The sequence below is a fragment of the Paenibacillus sp. FSL R5-0923 genome (assembly GCF_038009145.1).
Lineage (GTDB): Bacteria > Bacillota > Bacilli > Paenibacillales > Paenibacillaceae > Paenibacillus_AQ.
Genome location: NZ_JBBPAT010000001.1, coordinates 3110796 through 3128203 on the forward strand (window position 1 = coordinate 3110796; position 17408 = coordinate 3128203).

General features: G+C 43.2%; 11 protein-coding genes and 1 pseudogene. 10 read left to right on the forward strand and 2 right to left on the reverse strand.

The window, feature by feature from the left end; all coding sequences use genetic code 11:
• Nucleotides 1-92: 92 nt before the first annotated feature.
• The 4 genes from MKX35_RS13870 (at nt 93) to MKX35_RS13885 (ending at nt 4033) form a co-directional block, all read left to right on the forward strand.
• Entirely contained in the window at nt 93-1337 is a 1245-nt protein-coding gene (locus tag MKX35_RS13870) for a stalk domain-containing protein (protein WP_076286626.1), read from the forward strand.
• Nucleotides 1334-2164 (forward strand): AraC family transcriptional regulator, encoded by an 831-nt coding sequence (locus MKX35_RS13875; protein ID WP_076286627.1) that lies wholly within the window; start codon nt 1334-1336, stop codon nt 2162-2164. The genes MKX35_RS13870 and MKX35_RS13875 overlap by 4 nt, the downstream gene beginning before the upstream one ends.
• A gap of 74 nt (nt 2165-2238) precedes the next feature.
• Nucleotides 2239-3468: a multidrug efflux MFS transporter gene (locus tag MKX35_RS13880; RefSeq protein WP_076286628.1), complete on the forward strand. Its 1230-nt coding sequence runs from the start codon at nt 2239-2241 to the stop codon at nt 3466-3468.
• Complete coding sequence (locus MKX35_RS13885) at nt 3440-4033, forward strand: hydrolase (protein ID WP_076286629.1); 594 nt, start codon at nt 3440-3442, stop codon at nt 4031-4033. The genes MKX35_RS13880 and MKX35_RS13885 overlap by 29 nt, the downstream gene beginning before the upstream one ends.
• Before the next feature lie 69 nt (nt 4034-4102).
• Here the strand turns inward: MKX35_RS13885 and MKX35_RS13890 are convergent, their stop codons facing one another.
• Entirely contained in the window at nt 4103-4915 is an 813-nt protein-coding gene (locus tag MKX35_RS13890) for an undecaprenyl-diphosphate phosphatase (RefSeq protein ID WP_042189788.1), read from the reverse strand.
• 276 nt (nt 4916-5191) lie between these two features.
• Between MKX35_RS13890 and MKX35_RS13895 the strand changes: the two genes are divergently transcribed.
• From MKX35_RS13895 to MKX35_RS13915, 5 genes and pseudogenes are all read left to right on the forward strand, one after another.
• A complete protein-coding gene (locus MKX35_RS13895; protein WP_256716380.1) occupies nt 5192-5758 on the forward strand; it encodes a GNAT family N-acetyltransferase in 567 nt (188 codons plus the stop codon).
• Nucleotides 5759-5906: 148 nt separating this feature from the next.
• Nucleotides 5907-7412 (forward strand): hypothetical protein, encoded by a 1506-nt coding sequence (locus tag MKX35_RS13900; RefSeq protein WP_076286631.1) that lies wholly within the window; start codon nt 5907-5909, stop codon nt 7410-7412.
• A 12-nt stretch (nt 7413-7424) separates the two neighbouring features.
• Nucleotides 7425-8183, forward strand: a complete 759-nt coding sequence (locus MKX35_RS13905) for a DUF6063 family protein (protein WP_042189773.1) — start codon at nt 7425-7427, stop codon at nt 8181-8183.
• Nucleotides 8170-12651 carry a hypothetical protein gene (locus MKX35_RS13910; RefSeq protein WP_076300487.1) on the forward strand — a complete coding sequence of 1494 codons (4482 nt, stop codon included), beginning with the start codon at nt 8170-8172 and terminating at the stop codon, nt 12649-12651. The genes MKX35_RS13905 and MKX35_RS13910 overlap by 14 nt, the downstream gene beginning before the upstream one ends.
• Nucleotides 12652-12779: 128 nt before the next feature.
• Nucleotides 12780-13927, forward strand: a pseudogene (locus tag MKX35_RS13915) (IS3 family transposase).
• 1038 nt (nt 13928-14965) lie between these two features.
• On the opposite strand, the gene MKX35_RS13920 reads toward MKX35_RS13915, so the two are convergent.
• A complete protein-coding gene (locus MKX35_RS13920; RefSeq protein WP_256716286.1) occupies nt 14966-16429 on the reverse strand; it encodes an ATP-binding protein in 1464 nt (487 codons plus the stop codon).
• A 205-nt stretch (nt 16430-16634) separates the two neighbouring features.
• Here MKX35_RS13920 and MKX35_RS13925 point away from each other — a divergent pair, with 205 nt between their 5' ends.
• Complete coding sequence (locus MKX35_RS13925) at nt 16635-17357, forward strand: MOSC domain-containing protein (protein WP_076286559.1); 723 nt, start codon at nt 16635-16637, stop codon at nt 17355-17357.
• Nucleotides 17358-17408 lie beyond the last annotated feature (51 nt).

The window sequence follows — 17408 nt, forward strand, 5'->3', positions numbered from 1 at the left end:
GGGTGGTTTGTCTTGTGTTTTTGAACTGCTTTACAGAAACCTTTCTGGAAGAATGTCGTCTAACAAGATATGGAATTTTGAGGAGGGGAACTATGCGTAAAAAATGGATACTTATAGGCGTCTTGCTGCTTATGGCAATCACTCCATTGATTGATGTCACAAAGGTACAAGCCGCAAAAGTATTGTTTGACGGAACTAGTAGTGCGGAGCAACTAAAAGCACTAGCTTCGATTAATAAAATTCGGCAACAAATGGGGTTGGATGATGTGAAACTTGATCCTGCCCTCGTTAAGGCGGCGATTAATCATGCTCGCTACGCTAATGCTAATTTTACGATAAAGTCTGAAGGCGATTTATCTATAGAAGTGAAAGGTCGTGAGTTCTTTACCCAACAAACGCCTAAAGAGAGAGTGTTAACTTCGGGTTTTAGCGGAGAAGTACCGGAGATTGTGGAAACCGTATATATGAAAGAGCGGGCCTATGATGAATTTGATATGGCTTCAGAGATTAACGAGCTAGCAGTTATGCATGATCGCAGGGAAGTGATGCTGACCCCGGCAGTTGCTTCTATTGGCATTGCACGAGTGGGTAAGTCTACCGTGATTGTTGGTGCTGTGAAGTCAGAAGGCGTAATGATTACACCAGCGACTGCGAGCGTATTTCCTTATGATGGAATGACGCGAGTGTGGGCAGGCAACATTTACAAAATGAATGCACAGCAGTTAATTCAAGGAGAAGCTACAACACTTACGGTGTTTAGTAGTCTACGGGATGTAGCAGACCTAAAGGCTAAACTAAGCACACAGGCAGGCAACCGCCACATTAGTATCCCGCTTAGTGTGAAGAAACTCAATTCTGGTTACGGGTATGTACTAACAGCGCAGCGTCAGTTGAGGGGGGATCGGGAGTATACCGCGGAGGTTTCATTTCAATCTGGTGGCAAAACGCTAGTGAAAAAATGGACCTTTAAGACAAGCCCATTCCTGTATCAGTTGAACATTGATGATATGCCACTTCTATCAGCACCGCCGCTAAACATTGTGAATGGCATTTCAGAAGTGCCCATGCGTTATCTCTTTGAGTTATTTGGAGCCAGGGTAGAATGGAACAAGGCAACTCGCACGATTACCGCTGAAAAAAATGGACTTTCTCTGAAGATGACCATCGACGATCATACAGCCTACATTAATGGACAAGCTGTGCAGATGAATAGCCCACCTCATCTATACGGTTACGCGACCTATGTTCCTCTCCGATTTATATCCGAAACGTTCGGATATGATGTAGAATACGATCCGATCGAACGTTCGGTGGACATTTGGACAGGTCTTTTATGAATATAAATAATCTATTTTTCCACATACTATATTGTAATTATAGATACTTCAACGACCCCAAGAGAAATTGGAGCAAGCTCGTTAGAACCCTTCAGCATCATGAACTTCTCTTAGTGACTGGAGGGAAGGGCAGTTTTATGATGGAGCGAAAACGACATTCGTTTAAAGCTGGTATGTTATTCTATATTTCTCCAGATGTTAAGCATTCAATAGAGATAGATGCTGAAGATCCCTTATGCTTTCTGTCCGTTCATTTCAACTATGCGAAGGTGAGCGTGAACGAGGAGAACTGGGGAATTAGTGGTGATGTGGATTCACTCCATTTGCAAGCTGTATCCGAATTGAAGGATTATTATCAAGTGGAAGATATCTTCGGACAAATGATTCAGAGCTGGAATACTAAGCTGCCAGGGTATGAATTTGTAGCGAAGACTTTGTTACAGCAGCTTATCATTGCAATTGCTCAAAATACACAAAAACAAAGTCAAAATTACTCCACTTCATTAAAGGTGGAAAAAATTATTAATTATATGCATCAAAAGATCAATGAGAAAGTTAGCTTGAGCGAATTGTCAGATTTGGTACAGCTTTCACCTGCTTATTTATCGAGAGCATTCAAAGAGATTACAGGTTATTCGATCATTGAGTTTTTTAATAAAATGAAAATTGATAAAGCGAAAGAGCTGATTCTTGAAGGGGACATAAAAATCAAAGCGGTTGCGCAAACCCTTGGATTTACGGATGAATTTTATTTCAGCAGAATTTTTAAAAGAATGATAGGCATCAGCCCTTCGGAATTTCAGAGCAAAAATGTCCATGGAGTTTAGAATAATGCATGGTATAGAGCCAATCTGACTGTTAATATGAGGTTGTTATTGTTAGCAGAAAGAAGGCTTTTTTTATGTCCATGTGGAAAAGGAATTTGATCGTTTGCTGGTTTGGTATGTTTGTAACAGGTGTAGGTATGAGCCAGATTGCGCCAGTATTGCCACTTTACATTAAGCATCTTGGCGTGGATAATGCCGATTCCGTTGCTCAGTTTTCTGGCATTGCTTTTGGGATTACCTTTATCGTTTCAGCCATATTTTCACCCATTTGGGGACTGGCGGCAGACAGGTTCGGACGGAAACCAATGCTTTTGCGGGCAAGTCTTGGGATGGCGATTGTGATCAGCTGTATGGGTTTTGCGCCTAATGTGTATGTATTAATTGCATTAAGATTATTACAGGGCACAATAACGGGTTATAGTACAGCTTGTACTACATTAATCGCGACTCAGACGGATAAGGAACATGCAGGATATGCTTTAGGAACTCTTTCAACAGCCAGTATTGCTGGAGCTTTACTTGGCCCAACGATTGGTGGTTTCATTGCAGAGAGCATGGGTTTACAAAGTTCATTTTTTGTTACGGGTGGACTGATGCTGGTTGCCTTCATTACAACGGCTTTGTTCGTGAAGGAATCTTTTCATCGTGAAGATAAAAAGACGCTAAGTATCAAGGAGGTCTGGAGCAGTGTTCCAGAGAAAAGCCTAACACTAACCTTGTTTTTAACCTTCTTTATTCTAACTGTTGCTTTATACTCTGTAGAACCAATTATTACGGTATATGTTACTCAGCTCTCCAAGAGTGCTAGTCATGTGGCTCTGCTTGCAGGGATGACCTTCTCAGCTTCAGGGCTGGCTAACATTATTGCTGCACCAAGGCTTGGCAAGTTGTCTGACCGAATAGGTGCTCAAAAAGTTATACTAGTTGCGCTTATAGCGGCAGGACTTCTGTTTATCCCACAAGCGTTTGTTCAGAATCCTTGGCAGTTAATGGGTCTGCGTTTTCTACTAGGATTAGCGGCAGGTGGGTTAATACCTTCTGTGAATATCCTCGTTAAGAAAATAACACCAGATGCGCTTACAGGCAGAGTGTTTGGATTTAACATGTCGGCAGGTTATCTTGGCACATTTGCGGGTTCGGTTCTAGGTGGGCAAGTGGCAGCCTGGTTTGGGATCCGAGATGTATTCTTTATTACGAGTATTTTGCTATTGATAAATGCAGGCTGGGTTTATTTTAAAGTATATAAAAAACTAAGCTTAAATGGGAGAGAAGACAATGGAAGACTTAAAGAGATCAGAAACTGAATGTATTGATGCAAAGAAAACGGCGCTGGTTGTAATCGACTTGCAAAATGGAATTGTTAACATGCCGAATAAGGCTCCACATACAGGTGAGCAGGTGGTTCAGAAAGGTAGCAATTTAGTTCAAGCCTTCACGGAAAAGGGGGCATTTGTAGTACTTGTAAGAGTATCCTCGTTAGATGGTCATGATATGTTAAGACCTCAAACAGATCTGAAGATGAATGCAGGAGCCATTCCAGAAGGTTGGGATACCTTGGTACCTGAATTATCTGACTTCAAAAACGCACATGTGATATCTAAACGTCAATGGGGGGCATTCTTCGGAACGGATCTTGATTTACAGCTACGGCGTCGTGGTATAGATACAATTGTCTTGTGTGGTATTTCTACATCCATCGGTGTGGATACGACAGCTAGAGAAGCTTATCAGCTTGGTTACAACCAAGTTTTTGTGGAAGATGCAATGACTGCTTCTACGAAAGAAGAGCATGACTATGTGTGTAAAACCATTTTCCCTAGGATCGGCAAGATTAGGTCGAGTGGTGAAGTAATATCCCTGTTAAAATAGGATGAAAAGCCCTCATGCTCTCTGTAATCCCAGAGATTGTCATGAGGGCTTTTGTTTGAAATCATGTACTTACATGAAGATAAGGAGTAGTATCCCCGCCAAGAAGCAGTAATAAGAGAAGTACTTCAAATTACCTTTAGCCATAATCCCCATAAACCAGCGCATAGAAAAATACGTAACGATTAGTGTAGTGATAAATGCAATTAAGTATGGAATTGCTAGTTGCGCTCGGTTCGGGTCACTGGCAATATCAGATGCACCCATAACAAGTCCGCCCAGACTGATTGGAATATACAGCATAAAAGAAAAGCGTAAAGCAGTTTCTTGCTTCATTCCCACAGCAATGGAAGAGATGACCGTTGCGCCTGAACGACTTATGCCAGGAATAAGAGCTACAGCTTGGGCAAGTCCGACTATGACTGCATCCTTGGCTTTTAAATCCCCATCTTGTTTACGACCGCGAAGATTACGAATTAACCATAAAGCAACCCCGGTTACCAGCAAGGCGATGGACACGGTGTGTACTGACGAGAAGATCTCCTCAATTTGGTCCTTAAAGAACAAGGCTACGATAACCGCAGGCATGGTGCCAATGATAATGTACAAAGAGAACATAAAATCTGACTTATATTCCTCTTTGCGGGTCAGAATAAATTGAACGAATCCAGTGATCAATCTTCCGATATCTTTGCGGAAAATAAAGCAAATCGCAATTAGAGAAGCCGTATTTGTTAGGATTTCAAATGATAGCCCATTCTGTTTTAAGCCTAGCAATTTCTGCGCGATGATTAAATGGCCGCTCGAGGAAACGGGGATTGGCTCAGTTGCCCCTTGAACAAACCCTAGAAACAAGTATTTAAGCCACAGTATAATATCTTCCATTTTTCCTCCCAGTATTTTTGTAATCTTTTTAATCATATCTCATTCAATGAAGAAATGACAATAGAACCATCGTGCCATATCTAAGTTCATCCCCTTAAATGAGGACTTGACTGAACCAGTTATAATATTCTTGAATGGCTTGTACACTAACCGAGCCTATCGCGAAAGTAAACTAAATGAGGTGGAACTATTTGTAGTTCATTAATTAAAATTCATCGGCAGGGCATTCCGAAAGCCGCCAGCGTTCTGGCAGAAGCCTTCGCAAAGGATGATCCATTGTATCAGCATATTTTGCCTGATGAAACAACCAGACTCAGCGTTTTAAACATTTTTTTTCATCGTTATATTGAGATGTTGTATCCTTATTCGGATTTACTAACGACGTCAACAAATTATGAAGCTGTCGCCTTGGTGTTCCATTCGGAGCGTCAGAGCGGGACATTGATTTCGAACGTCAACTATATGAAACAAATTGGGCTTGCGATTCTCAAGTGTTTACCGATTTGCCGAATCATTGGTGTGCGAGGATTTATTCGAGGGCTAGCCACTTTGCGCAGTATGAGCTCCTTATGGTTATCGATGTTTGGAGATCAGAAGTATATGCATTTGGATATGCTTGTAGTGCAAGAACGTTACCGTGGGCAAGGATATGTATCAAAAATTATGATGCCGCTGCTCGCCGAGTGCCGTGAGAAGAATGCATTATGCACGTTAGAGACACAGACTCTAAGTAATCTTCCCATCTATGAGCATTATCAATTCCGCACGGTTAAGGTTATCCCTTTACCCAACAGTACATTAGAGCAGTATTGCATGGCATGTACTCCAGATTCTGCAGAGTAGAATGCGTGGATAGAATCTATTATTTTGTTTAACAATAAATAGCATAACCTTCGATGAATTGATATAATAGAAACATATATTCGCGTACTTCAGAACCCTATACGGATGTATACGGGTTTTATTTTTATTTGGTGAGGATGGCAGAAAGATGAATTGGTCGGATTTTGGCGAACGAAATAAACGATTGAATCCCCTATGGAATCTGGGGGCTGGGATGAACCTTGGCGAAATCCAACCGTACAAAGAAATGGTATCTTTAAGCATCTTGTTGCAAGTCTATTATTTGGAGCTAGAATCCAATGAGAGAAGATCCAAGGAAGATATCATAGCGTTGGCTTGGACTGCATTGGAACGGTTCAATATTGCGAATCTCGGGACTACCGAATCCGTAGAACGTTTAGTAGATGGCCTGCTCTGGAGCGGAAATGGTGGGGATTTCGAATCCTATTATTATGATGATGCGGCTCGGCAAATGTCTGTGCAGAAATATAAGTATTTCATGGTGGATGAGGATGCGACCCGCAGTAGCTGGGAAGAGAGCGGCAGAACAATCTATCGTCTCTCCGAATATGCCATGGAGCTTATTTTTATGAGTCATGAGATTATTGAAGAGTTCCAGATCAGCATCAAGCTGCTCGAGATTCAGATGCATATTAAGCATGGACGTGTAACTCGGGCGCTTCAGGATGTGAATGAGCTTATCTCCCGGGTTAGGAAGATGACTCATGAGCAGCAGGAATACCGGAATGCATTGCGCCGTAACCCGAAGCATATTTTTAGTGAATTCGGAGTGGCTCGGCATCAGCGACTCGAAGAAATTCATCAGCAGTTCGATGAGGAACGCAAGCATTTTGATAATATTCATCGTTCTCTGGCCCGGCTAGCCAATGATGAGAAGGATGTGATCGACTTTAATGAGATCCGTATTCTTTCTGAACGAGTCGAGCTCTCAAGGCGTGTACACGATGAGCTGGCTGAGATAGTCTTGAATATTTTCGAGGTGGAGACCAACTTAAGATTGAACTTCCCTGAACTATTCTGGGGAGCCGCCGGCTTTAATTTTCGTACGCATGTATGGGAGGAATGGGTTAAAGAAGAGGGTCTGCCAAGCGGTGACAGCTTTGAACTGCTGCTCGGCGGATTGTTTGCTCCGAATCAGGATTTTGTCTATCCACTTCCTTGGGCTTGGGAGGAACAAGAGGTTGGTTTTATCCCGGATATAGTAATAGATGAACTTGAAGATGAGCACTATGCTGAGAATGCTCAATATATTCCTAAAGGTATTCCATGGACGGAAGTCGTTGAACTGTGGAAGCCTGTGTTCAGTGCACTAGCCCAGCGAGGGAGCTTTACGTTTACTACAGAAGCTTTTACCGAGGAGGAATTAACAAGATGGGCACGCACACCAGATGCTGTCGATCTGTGGGTGCAGTTTTTTCATTCAGAGATTGTAGTACAGGAACAGGCTCCGGAGAACAGCAACGGATCTGATGAATGCCAGCTGCTAATCAGGTACGTACTAGCGGATGATCCTCAACTGGAGAGCTTGCACGGCAAGCTGTTGCGGACGAGCATTGCGCAAGAATCAGCCCTAAGGGTACGCTGGTCTGGTCTAGACATGAGCCCATATACTATTACGATCGTGGAGAGGTGAGAGGTTACTAGCATGAGTTATACATTAGAACAGGTACAGCAAGCTTCACGGCTATTTTTTGAATTACTTCGTAAAAAAGTAATCCCTCTCGATGATCCTGCGGCAGCGGAATGCCTGCAGGATGCAGGAACATATGATGCGCTTCAATATGTTGCCAAGGAGGCAGGCTGCCGAGTGATGAATTCGGGACACCGTCTCCATTTGTTGGTCAATCCACTCGGGTCAGTGTTCGCCACCAACTTTACCCAGTTGAAGAATAAATACTCACGAATTGAACGCAAAACTCATTTACATATCATTAATATCATCATCCTTGTGTTTCTGGCCGAGATGGATCAGGACGAGACTCACTTTAAGTCCGGGCAGGACAGTATGTCCTATATACAGATATCCGATCAGGTGTCTTCACTTTTCCAAGCATGGATGCAGATGGATGATGAAGGCCGGTTTAGTCAGCAGTGGCGCTTGGATATCCAAGCGATGTCGAAGGTGTGGACTAACCTCTATATGCAAACTAAGAGTCAGGAAGAGAGCGATCTTCTGACAAGAGGCGCAGGCTCACGAATTGGGCTGATTCATGAAGGCATGAAGCTCCTGGAAGAGGAGAAGCTCGTGTTCATCTCGGAGTCAGAGAAGCGGATATTCCCACGGGAAGAGCTTTATGAGAGAATGCGGTATTTATATCATGATGTTGACCGGTATCAGGAATTGAAGAAACTTATCGGACGAACTTTAGCTGAGAAAGACGGTGCTATTAATGCCGCGGATTGAACGCATACGGATTACAGGACTTAAATATGAGAAAATGCTCAAGAAATATGATGATATGATTCTGGACCTCTGTAACGAAGAGGGGCCAAGCAATACGCTTATTACGCTTATGAATGGAGGCGGGAAGGGCGTACTGCTGCAATCCATATTTCAGTTATTAATGCCTAAAACACCATGGGGAAAAGACAGTGAGAACCAGGTGGAAGCATTTTTTCATAATCATAAAAAACAACTTAAACCTTATACCTTTCATGTAGCTATCGAATGGCATCTGGACAACAATGAGCGTAATGAATATATGACGACTGGTATTGCTATGACGGCACATAACTCACTGGATCAGCAGGATATTAAAGTGGATTACCTTCTATACGCACTTACGGATTATGGCGATGCGTCTGAACTCACCCTTTCGACGTTGCCACTCTTCGATGAAGAGACTGCTGAACCTACGAGTTTTGAAACGATCCAGCAATTTATACGAGATCGGCGGGGAGAAATTGTACCTTTCGGTAGCCATAGCTCGGATTTAAAAAGATATTATGATTTCCTGGCTACCCGGGATATCCATATCGCCGAGTGGCGCAATATGCGGCGGATCAATGGGGAAGAGGGCGGTATTAAAGGTTATTTTAAGAAGAATGACGCCTTTACCAACCATAACTTATTCGAAAAGCTAATTATCCCTGAGATCGGCTCCAGTCTAAATGAGGGACCCAAAGAAGAAGACAATACGCTGCAGCGGATGTTTATTGACACGGCGACAGTAGCTCAACGCCTACCGATGCTTGAACAGCGGGAACAGGTCTACACAGAGTTTCTTGGCATGGCTGCACCTTTATACGAGCTGGTGAAGCTAGGAGTAGAGGCAGAGAGTGTTGTTCAAGAAACTGAACTTCGTGGGCGTCAGATCTATACGGTTATTCATGAAGAACAGAGAAATGCGGAAGAAGAGCGAAGTAAGGTTGGTAATGAACTGGCGGGTCGTTATCAGGATGCGAAGCAATTGCGATTTGAGACGGACAATCTAAAGTATTTGCGCAGTAAGGAAGAAATGGAACTGAAACAGGAAGAGTTCAAAAAGCTTAGTGATGATCAGAGACGTGCACGTGGACGGCTGGACGATTCCAAGACTCAGGAGAAAAAGCTTGAAGTGGCTCATTTCTTAGCTAAACGTATGCTCCACACACGACAAATTGAGCAATGGCAGAAAGAAATTCAAGCAATCGAAGGATCTCTGGAGATGAAAGAACGTCAAGAGGTCATTCAGACGGCTAAAGAAAAGCTTCGTAAACAATGGGATGTGGTGTCAAGCCTCTGGCAACAAACGATCAGAGGATTTGGAACAGCGGAGCGAGCACTTACGACTGAAGAAAAAGGTCTGCGCAAGGAGCGGGAGAGCTTTCTGTTGGAGTTAGCAGGCCTGGATATCCAGATTAATGAATTGACGCTATCTATCCGTCAATATACAGAAGAACTCGGAACATACGCAGCTCAGCATGGTCAGGACGCTGCACATGCTCCGGTGGCGGCGCTTCAACGTACGATTTCAGCTGCCAAAACGATAATTCTGGATATGGAAGTGCTAGACGAACAGCATAAAGAGGCAGAGAACCGAAAGCTGGCACTGCATAAGAATCATGCCGAGCTCAGCGAGAAGCATCGCTCTTATGAACGAGAGGTAGACGAGCTCGGGGCACTGCTTGATTCGCAGACCTATAAAGAATCACAATTATGGTCACAGATTGTTGTTCTACTGGAAATGTTTGATGAACATAATCGTTTGGGAGCTACTGGCCTTTTTGAAGAGCAGGATACGATTCAACTACGATTTATCCGAAAAATGGATGAAGTGGAGCAACAGACAAAACGTTCCAGACGAGAGTACTACAATCAGCTTATGGACGTGGAACTTCAGAATCAATCCTACTGGCTGCCGAATTCAGATATTCTCGCGGTCAAGGATACACTCGATTCGCTCAAGATTCAATCCACACCGGGCAGTTCCTATTTAAATGATCGTCCATACCTTGAACGTGAGGAAGAACTAGAGCGCCATCCACTCCTTCCTTATAGTCTGATTGTTACCCGGCGCGAAGCTGATAAAATCAAACCGGATTTGCTGAAGGACACGCTGCTGAAATCAGCGGTGCCAATCTTTATCCGTGAAGAGATGGTAGCTTCAGATCCAGTATCTTTTAAGCTTCTAGCTAACCAAGGCCCACAAATGGTACTGGAGCCAGATCGGTTCTTAAACTTTAAGAGCGGTATTCAGGCAAAGCTTAAGGAGCAAGAACAAGTGCTTCAGGACGCGGAGGCTTATTTATCGAAGTTGAAATCTGTGCGTCAGGAATATGAGCGGTTATATCAAACAGAGAACACTGTGACGATTACAGCCAAACGCAATACCCTTATGAAACTGCAGAGTGAACTTCAGCAGAGCATTATCAGTCTGAGCAACGAGATTAATGAGAACGATAGCACGCTTGCTCGGATCGGTCGGGAACTTATCGAGAATAAAGCGCTTAGTGCAGAGCATGAGCAGAGAGCAGCAGCGTTGCAAGGTTGGATTGAACGTTCGAAGAAACATGAGCAGGATCAAAAGGAGAAGAAAAAGTATACAGATCGTAAGAGTCTAGTGAGCAAAGAGCTTGCGAGTAAGGACCAGCAACTCGAGCATCTTGAAGCGCAAATGGTAAGTCTTGGCGGAGAGCGTGAGAAATGGATGGGAGATGCCAAGTATGCTCTGTTTCCTAGACTGCAGCATTGGTTCCCTGAAATTGTATTTCCGACATATCATCAGCTTTCGGATGATATGGAACCCACACCAATAGATCCCGTAGAGCAGAACCTTCTGTTGCAGCAGCTCAGTACCGTTGAAAGTCTGCAGCAATCGCTGACGGAGAATGAGCTTGAAATTCGAACAAGAGCCGCCCAGATTAAAGCGGCGAGCGAGAATCTAACGGAGCTTGAAGCCAGCCTGAATCAAGTGGATGAGAATTGGCGGAAGGTAACAGAGCCTGCTGAATCTACTGAATCCATTATGGCTGCAAGAAACCGTCAAAAGTCGGAAACTGCTTCACTGGAAGAAGACTATCAGATGGTTCACGATTCTTTCATCCGTTGCCAGACCGAATTAGAGAATTTGCAGAAGGAATTGCGTAAGGTAGAAAAAGGAATCAAAGAGAAACATGAGCGTGCCGTGGAAATTTGGAATGAGCAACTCGAGCAAAAAGAGGCGGACATTCAGGAGCGTTCCCAAGAGAATGAGCTCATGCTTAACCAGTGTAAACGATCTTTGGAAAGAATGGATGCGCTTATTCAGACGTTATCCAATCAAATCAAGATCATGAATGCACATATTGAGGATCGGGTCAATCTACGGACTGTGCCAGAAGAATTAATGCTGAGCGTAAGAGAAGGCTGTGAGTCACTGGTTGCTGACTGGCTTCTTCGTATTAAGGATAGCCGAGTTAGACGGGACGAGGTCTCCAGAAAGGTGAAGGAAGAGAAAAATTCATTAACTGGAAAACTTGCCAAAAACGAACGGAATTCTGAACTGGAGACCAAGATTCTAGATCGTTTAAATACGGTTCATTGGGATAACTTCGCTATTGCTCAGCAAGTCCTAGATTCGATGTTACGTAGCTCACGCGATCAGATTGAGAGCATTCAAAGTGATAAGGAGGATATGGATCTGTCCCGCAAGATGTGGGTCGCCCGGGCTTCTTATCGTGTAGTACAAATCATTGATATTATGAAGCGAATGGAACGTCGGATGATTATTCATAACGAGAATAATTATGCCTTCCCGCTGGTACGCCTGAATTATAAGAATATCAATATACCGAGATCAAGTGATGAGGTAGAACCGATGGTGAGCGACTATTTCAATCGGTGTATCAATGAACTACTCTCAAAATATCCAAAGATTGAACAAGTACCAGCGCTGGTAATCAAAGAGGTTATAAATGACGGACGAATCGTCTATGCGGCGCTTCAGAATCGCTTCCCGATTCTTCAGGTATATAAACCAGTAACGGAAAATTACTTCCTCTACGCCGCTCCGGAAGATTATCATTATTCCGACTGGGAAATCATCAATCGGGGTGCGCTGGATGAGGCTGTCGGCAGTGGTGGACAGCGCCAATCTGTACAGCTGCTGGTAGCCATGATGATCATGACACATAAACGTGTGAATCGTGAGAACAAAGGGTGGACGGTCTTTTTATATGACAATCCTTTTGGAGAAATGGTTTCTAATAACGTGCTTGATCCCGTATTTGAAATTTCTAAGGCTCTAAAATTTCAGTGGCTGATTGTAACACCACCGGAGCTAGTGAAGAATGACGTTAGCGTTCGCTTTGGTGTGTACTGGCAGCTCTATTTCGGAGGCGTTAAAGGGGATATGTTAGAATCCACCCTAGTCAAGGGAGGAAGAAAGCTCATTCCTGTTTCACTTTTTTGACCCCTTGTATCCATAATGAAAGAAGCTCTAGTAGCATAATGCTGCTGGTATTATCCCCTCATGGTTGACAGTGAAAAAAGAGCACATGGTATCATGTGTTTAACACAGTCGACCGGAGGGGATTTTTCATGGCTAAAAAAGGGCAGACGTTTACGAAGTATTCAGAAGAGTTGAAGAACGAGGCGGTTCGACTTCACTTAGAGGAGCATATGAGCTATTCACAAATTCTAGAAAAACTCGACATCAAGAGCGATGCTCAGTTGGTGAGGTGGATACGTAAATTTAAAAGTGGGGAGACCTTTGAGGACCGACGTGGAAAAGGTGGAAGGAAACATTTTGACAGTAAAGACGAAGAAATCGCGTATTTGAAGGCACAGGTTGAATACTTAAAAAAGCTCAATCCCAATCTACATGGGGAGGGAAGTTGGATACAAATACCCGGTGCCAATCCATTCAAGAAATGAGCGAGCGATACCCGATTGTTTGGCAGTGCAAACTGGCTGAATTGTCCCGGGCTGCATACTACAAATGGAAAAAGACCTCTGACCTGCGGGAAGCACGCCAAGAGAAGGATACGAACCTTAAGGAACATATCTTAGCCATTCATCGGCTACGTCCTGCCTATGGCTATAAGCGAATGCGTACAGCGCTTCGCAAAGAGGGATTTCCCGTAAACCATAAGAAAGTTCGCAGGTTGATGAGAGAGCTAGGCATCCAATCAGTGATTCGCAAGAAACGCCCGTTTGCCGGGCGTAAGCCTTCTGTCTTATTTCCAAACGTACTCAACCAGGAATTCACAGCCCACGCTCTTCAGTAAAAGTTAGTCACGGATATTACCTATATCCGTACAGGCCACGAATTTGTCTACTTATCTGTAGTGATGGATCTGTACAACAACGAGGTTGTGGCTTGGAGAATCTCTGTCCGTAATGACTTGAAGCTAGTGGTAGATACTGTGAAATCTCGCCAAGACTCAAAGGCTCTCCTGCACTCTGACCAGGGCTTTCAGTACACTACTCGGACGTATGCCCAGGTTTTAGAGGACAAGGGTTTGGTCGGTAGCCACTCCCGGCGGGGGAATTGCTACGACAATGCTTGTATAGAGTCATTCTTCTCTCACCTAAAGACCGAAAAATTGTATTTGGAGAAACCTAAGAATCTTGAAGATGCTGAACATTTGGTTAAGGAGTACATCCTTTATTACAACAAGGAACGCTTCCAGAAAAAACTCGGCGACCTGTCTCCGGAAGAGTACCGGAACCAGATCGCCGCTTAAAAGGCTTCTTTTTTACTGTCTACTTGACGGGGCTATGACCACTGCTGGAGCTTCTTTTTCGTTATACATTATCCTTATCTTTCTCGCTTATAACGCTTACCGGCCTTAAAGGACGCCGAATGCGTATATGCTTACTATAATAGAATTAATAAAATTTCGAGACTGCGGAGAAATGTATGCGAAAAACCGAATACAATGTGCCGCCGTAACGTAAACGAGCAGAATGTATGCGAAAAACCGAATACAATGTGCTGACGATAACGTAAACGAGCAGAATGTATGCGAAAAACCGAATACAATGTGCTGACGGTAACATAAACGAGCCAAATGTATGCGAAAAACCGAATACAATGTGCCGCCGGTAACGTAAACGAGCCGAATGTATGCGAAAAACCGAATACAATGTGCCGCCGGTAACGTAAACGAGCCGAATGTATGCGAAAAACCGAATACAATGTGCCGACAGTATCGTTAACGAGCCAAATGTATGCGAAAAACCGAATACAATGTGCCGACAGTATCGTTAACGAGCCAAATGTATGCGAAAAACCGAATACAATGTGCCGCCGGTAACGTAAACGAGCCGAATGTATGCGAAAAACCGAATACAATGTGCCGACAGTATCGTTAACGAGCCAAATGTATGCGAAAAACCGAATACAATGTGCCGACAGTATCGTTAACGAGCCAAATGTATGCGAAAAACCGAATACAATGTGCCGACAGTATCGTTAACGAGCCAAATGTATGCGAAAAACCGAATACAATGTGCCGCCGGTAACGTAAACGAGCCGAATGTATGCGAAAAACCGAATACAATGTGCCGACAGTATCGTTAACGAGCCAAATGTATGCGAAAAACCGAATACAATGTGCCGCCGGTAAGGTAAACGAGCCAGCACCGTTATTCTCCCCAAATTACCCGGGAATGGGCTTGTTATTAGGGAATAAGTGCAATATGGTCCGTTAAGCGGAACCTCACTACGAAGGTATGGATACTAGTATGAATGAGGATCATTCATTGCGGCACTTCATATGCTATACCGCAGCTTCCTCTGGCTCTAAAATTTTTGGAATGGTTACCGTAAATGTAGTGCCTTGCTCAGGAACACTTTCTACACTGATCGCTCCGCCATGATTATGTACAATATTCTGCGTGATCATAAATCCAAGGCCTGTTCCTGTTTCTTTTGTCGTATAAAATGGTTTACCAAGTGCTTTAATCTGTTCCTCTGTCATCCCGCAACCTTCATCTTGCACGCTGATTCGGGCTTCACTTTCATTTGTAAGCACATGAATATATATGTTTCCTCCACTATTCATTGCTTCCATCGCATTTTTGAGTAAATTAATAAATACCTGTTTCAGCTGATAAGCCTCACCATGGATCCAAATGGAGTGATCTGTACAGACAGGGAGGATCTGAAGGTTTTTCAGTGCAGCTTGTCCATTCATTAGTGTGGTGACTTGTTCTAGTAAAGATAATAAATCCACTGGTTTACTGATATGCGTCGTTTGTGGCTTGGATAAGACCAGCAGCTCGTTAACGATAAATTCGATGCGTTTCAATTCTGACTCAATAATGAAATAATATTTATCATTCATGCGCTCGGAAGAGCGAAGCAGCTTCATGAAGCCGTTAATGGCGGTAAGCGGATTTCTGATTTCATGCGCGATTCCAGCAGCTAATTGCCCTGCAGTAGATAATTTCTCGGATTGGATTAGCCGTTCTTCTTCCAGCATTTGCTGAGAGACATCTTTAAAAATTCCGATAAATGCCATGTTTCCATTGAAAATAATCGGTAATGTGAATCCATCCACAAATTTCTGCTGACCGTTTAAGCAATTAATTAAGTAGCAAACAGAGCCAATCGTGTCACCACTGTAATACCTTTCCCTTCGTTCTTGGAGGATTGCATGGTTGGTAAGGTCTACAATATTAGTAGTGGATGTACCCACCAATTGATTCAGGCTCTCCGCATGGATTAACTGTAAGCCCGCTGAATTCACATACTGAATAATCCCTTTTGCTGTAATAACAACGGTCAGAGGTAATCCCTCCAGGAGTTGCAGGAATGATTTATCTTTTTCTAGTAGACTGCTTTCCGCTTCTTGCAGCTGAGTTTCTATATGCCTGATCAAGGTCTTGTTCTCAAATTGAGTAAAATAATATAGGGGTGCACCATTAGCTCCCGAAACGATAGATATGGAGATCTCTATTGATAACAGCTGTCCGGTTGGTAGGTAGTAGGCCTGTTGGAATCGATGAGGATGGATGTTCATAGAGGAAAGAGACCTTCCAAGCTCAGCAATTTCATGGATCTGACTTAGAAGGGTTCGGACGGATGGTGAAGGTGTTATTAACTCGTTATGATCATATCCCAATAGGGTACTTAGGGCTGAATTCCATTTTAGGAACGTTCCATCTAACGAAACTAGAGCCATTCCAATTACAGCATGTGTAAAAGCAAAATCAAAACTTTGGAATTCATTGGACCGCACTGCTATTCACCTCTCATATTCTTTCCACTATATGTAATAGTCATAGTATAAAACATATAATCAAATAAAATATATAAATTTTTATGTGATCGAGAATCGTTCGAAATAGCTATGTGTTGTTGTGAAAATAAGGGTGCAAGAGTCAAACGATTTCAGTTAGAATTAAAGGATATGTTGTATTTTTAGAAAGTGGAGGCGTTGTGCCGTGGAATCAATCGTTGGTGAAATCAGAGAAATTAATCGCTATCCAGTCAAGTCATTTGCAGGTGAACGATTGGAAACCTGTGTAATAGAACCGTATGGAATGTTAGGTGATCGCTTCTGTGCCTTTTATGATGAGTCAAAAGAGGGCTGGTGGCGGTATTTTACGGCTAGAAATAATCCTAAAATGCTTACCTACCAAGCGCAATTTATCAATGGAGAAATTCATGTAAGGGCTTCGGATGGACGAACCTTTGGGTGGGATGAGCATTTATTGGAAGAAATCCAAAGCCAAACTAAAACGCGAATTACCATGTCTAGTATAAAAGCTTCACATCCACAGCCAGAGCACCCGCAATTGTTATCGGTGGATGGCGCCAGTATTTTACTCATTACGGATGCTAGTTTGAAGAAGCTAGAGGCTGCGTGGGGACATTCCTTAGATCAGCGCCGGTTTCGTGGGAACTTTGTTATAGCTCTAAGCGATGAATCTCTTTTCGAAGGGGATTGGATCGGGCGGCAGCTCTCCATAGGAGATGTTCAGCTACAGGTAGATAGTTTTTGTGAGAGATGTATGGTTATCACGATGGACCCGGATAGTCAGGAAAGAGACCCTAAATTATTGAAAAAACTAAACCAAGAATTTGAACTACACTTCGGAGTGTACGCTTCTGTAGTTAAGACAGGGGAAATCAGAATTGGAGACAAAGTAGAATTAATGGATTAGATAATGATATAAACGTCCTTTACATTCTCATATGGATAATTTACCCTTTAA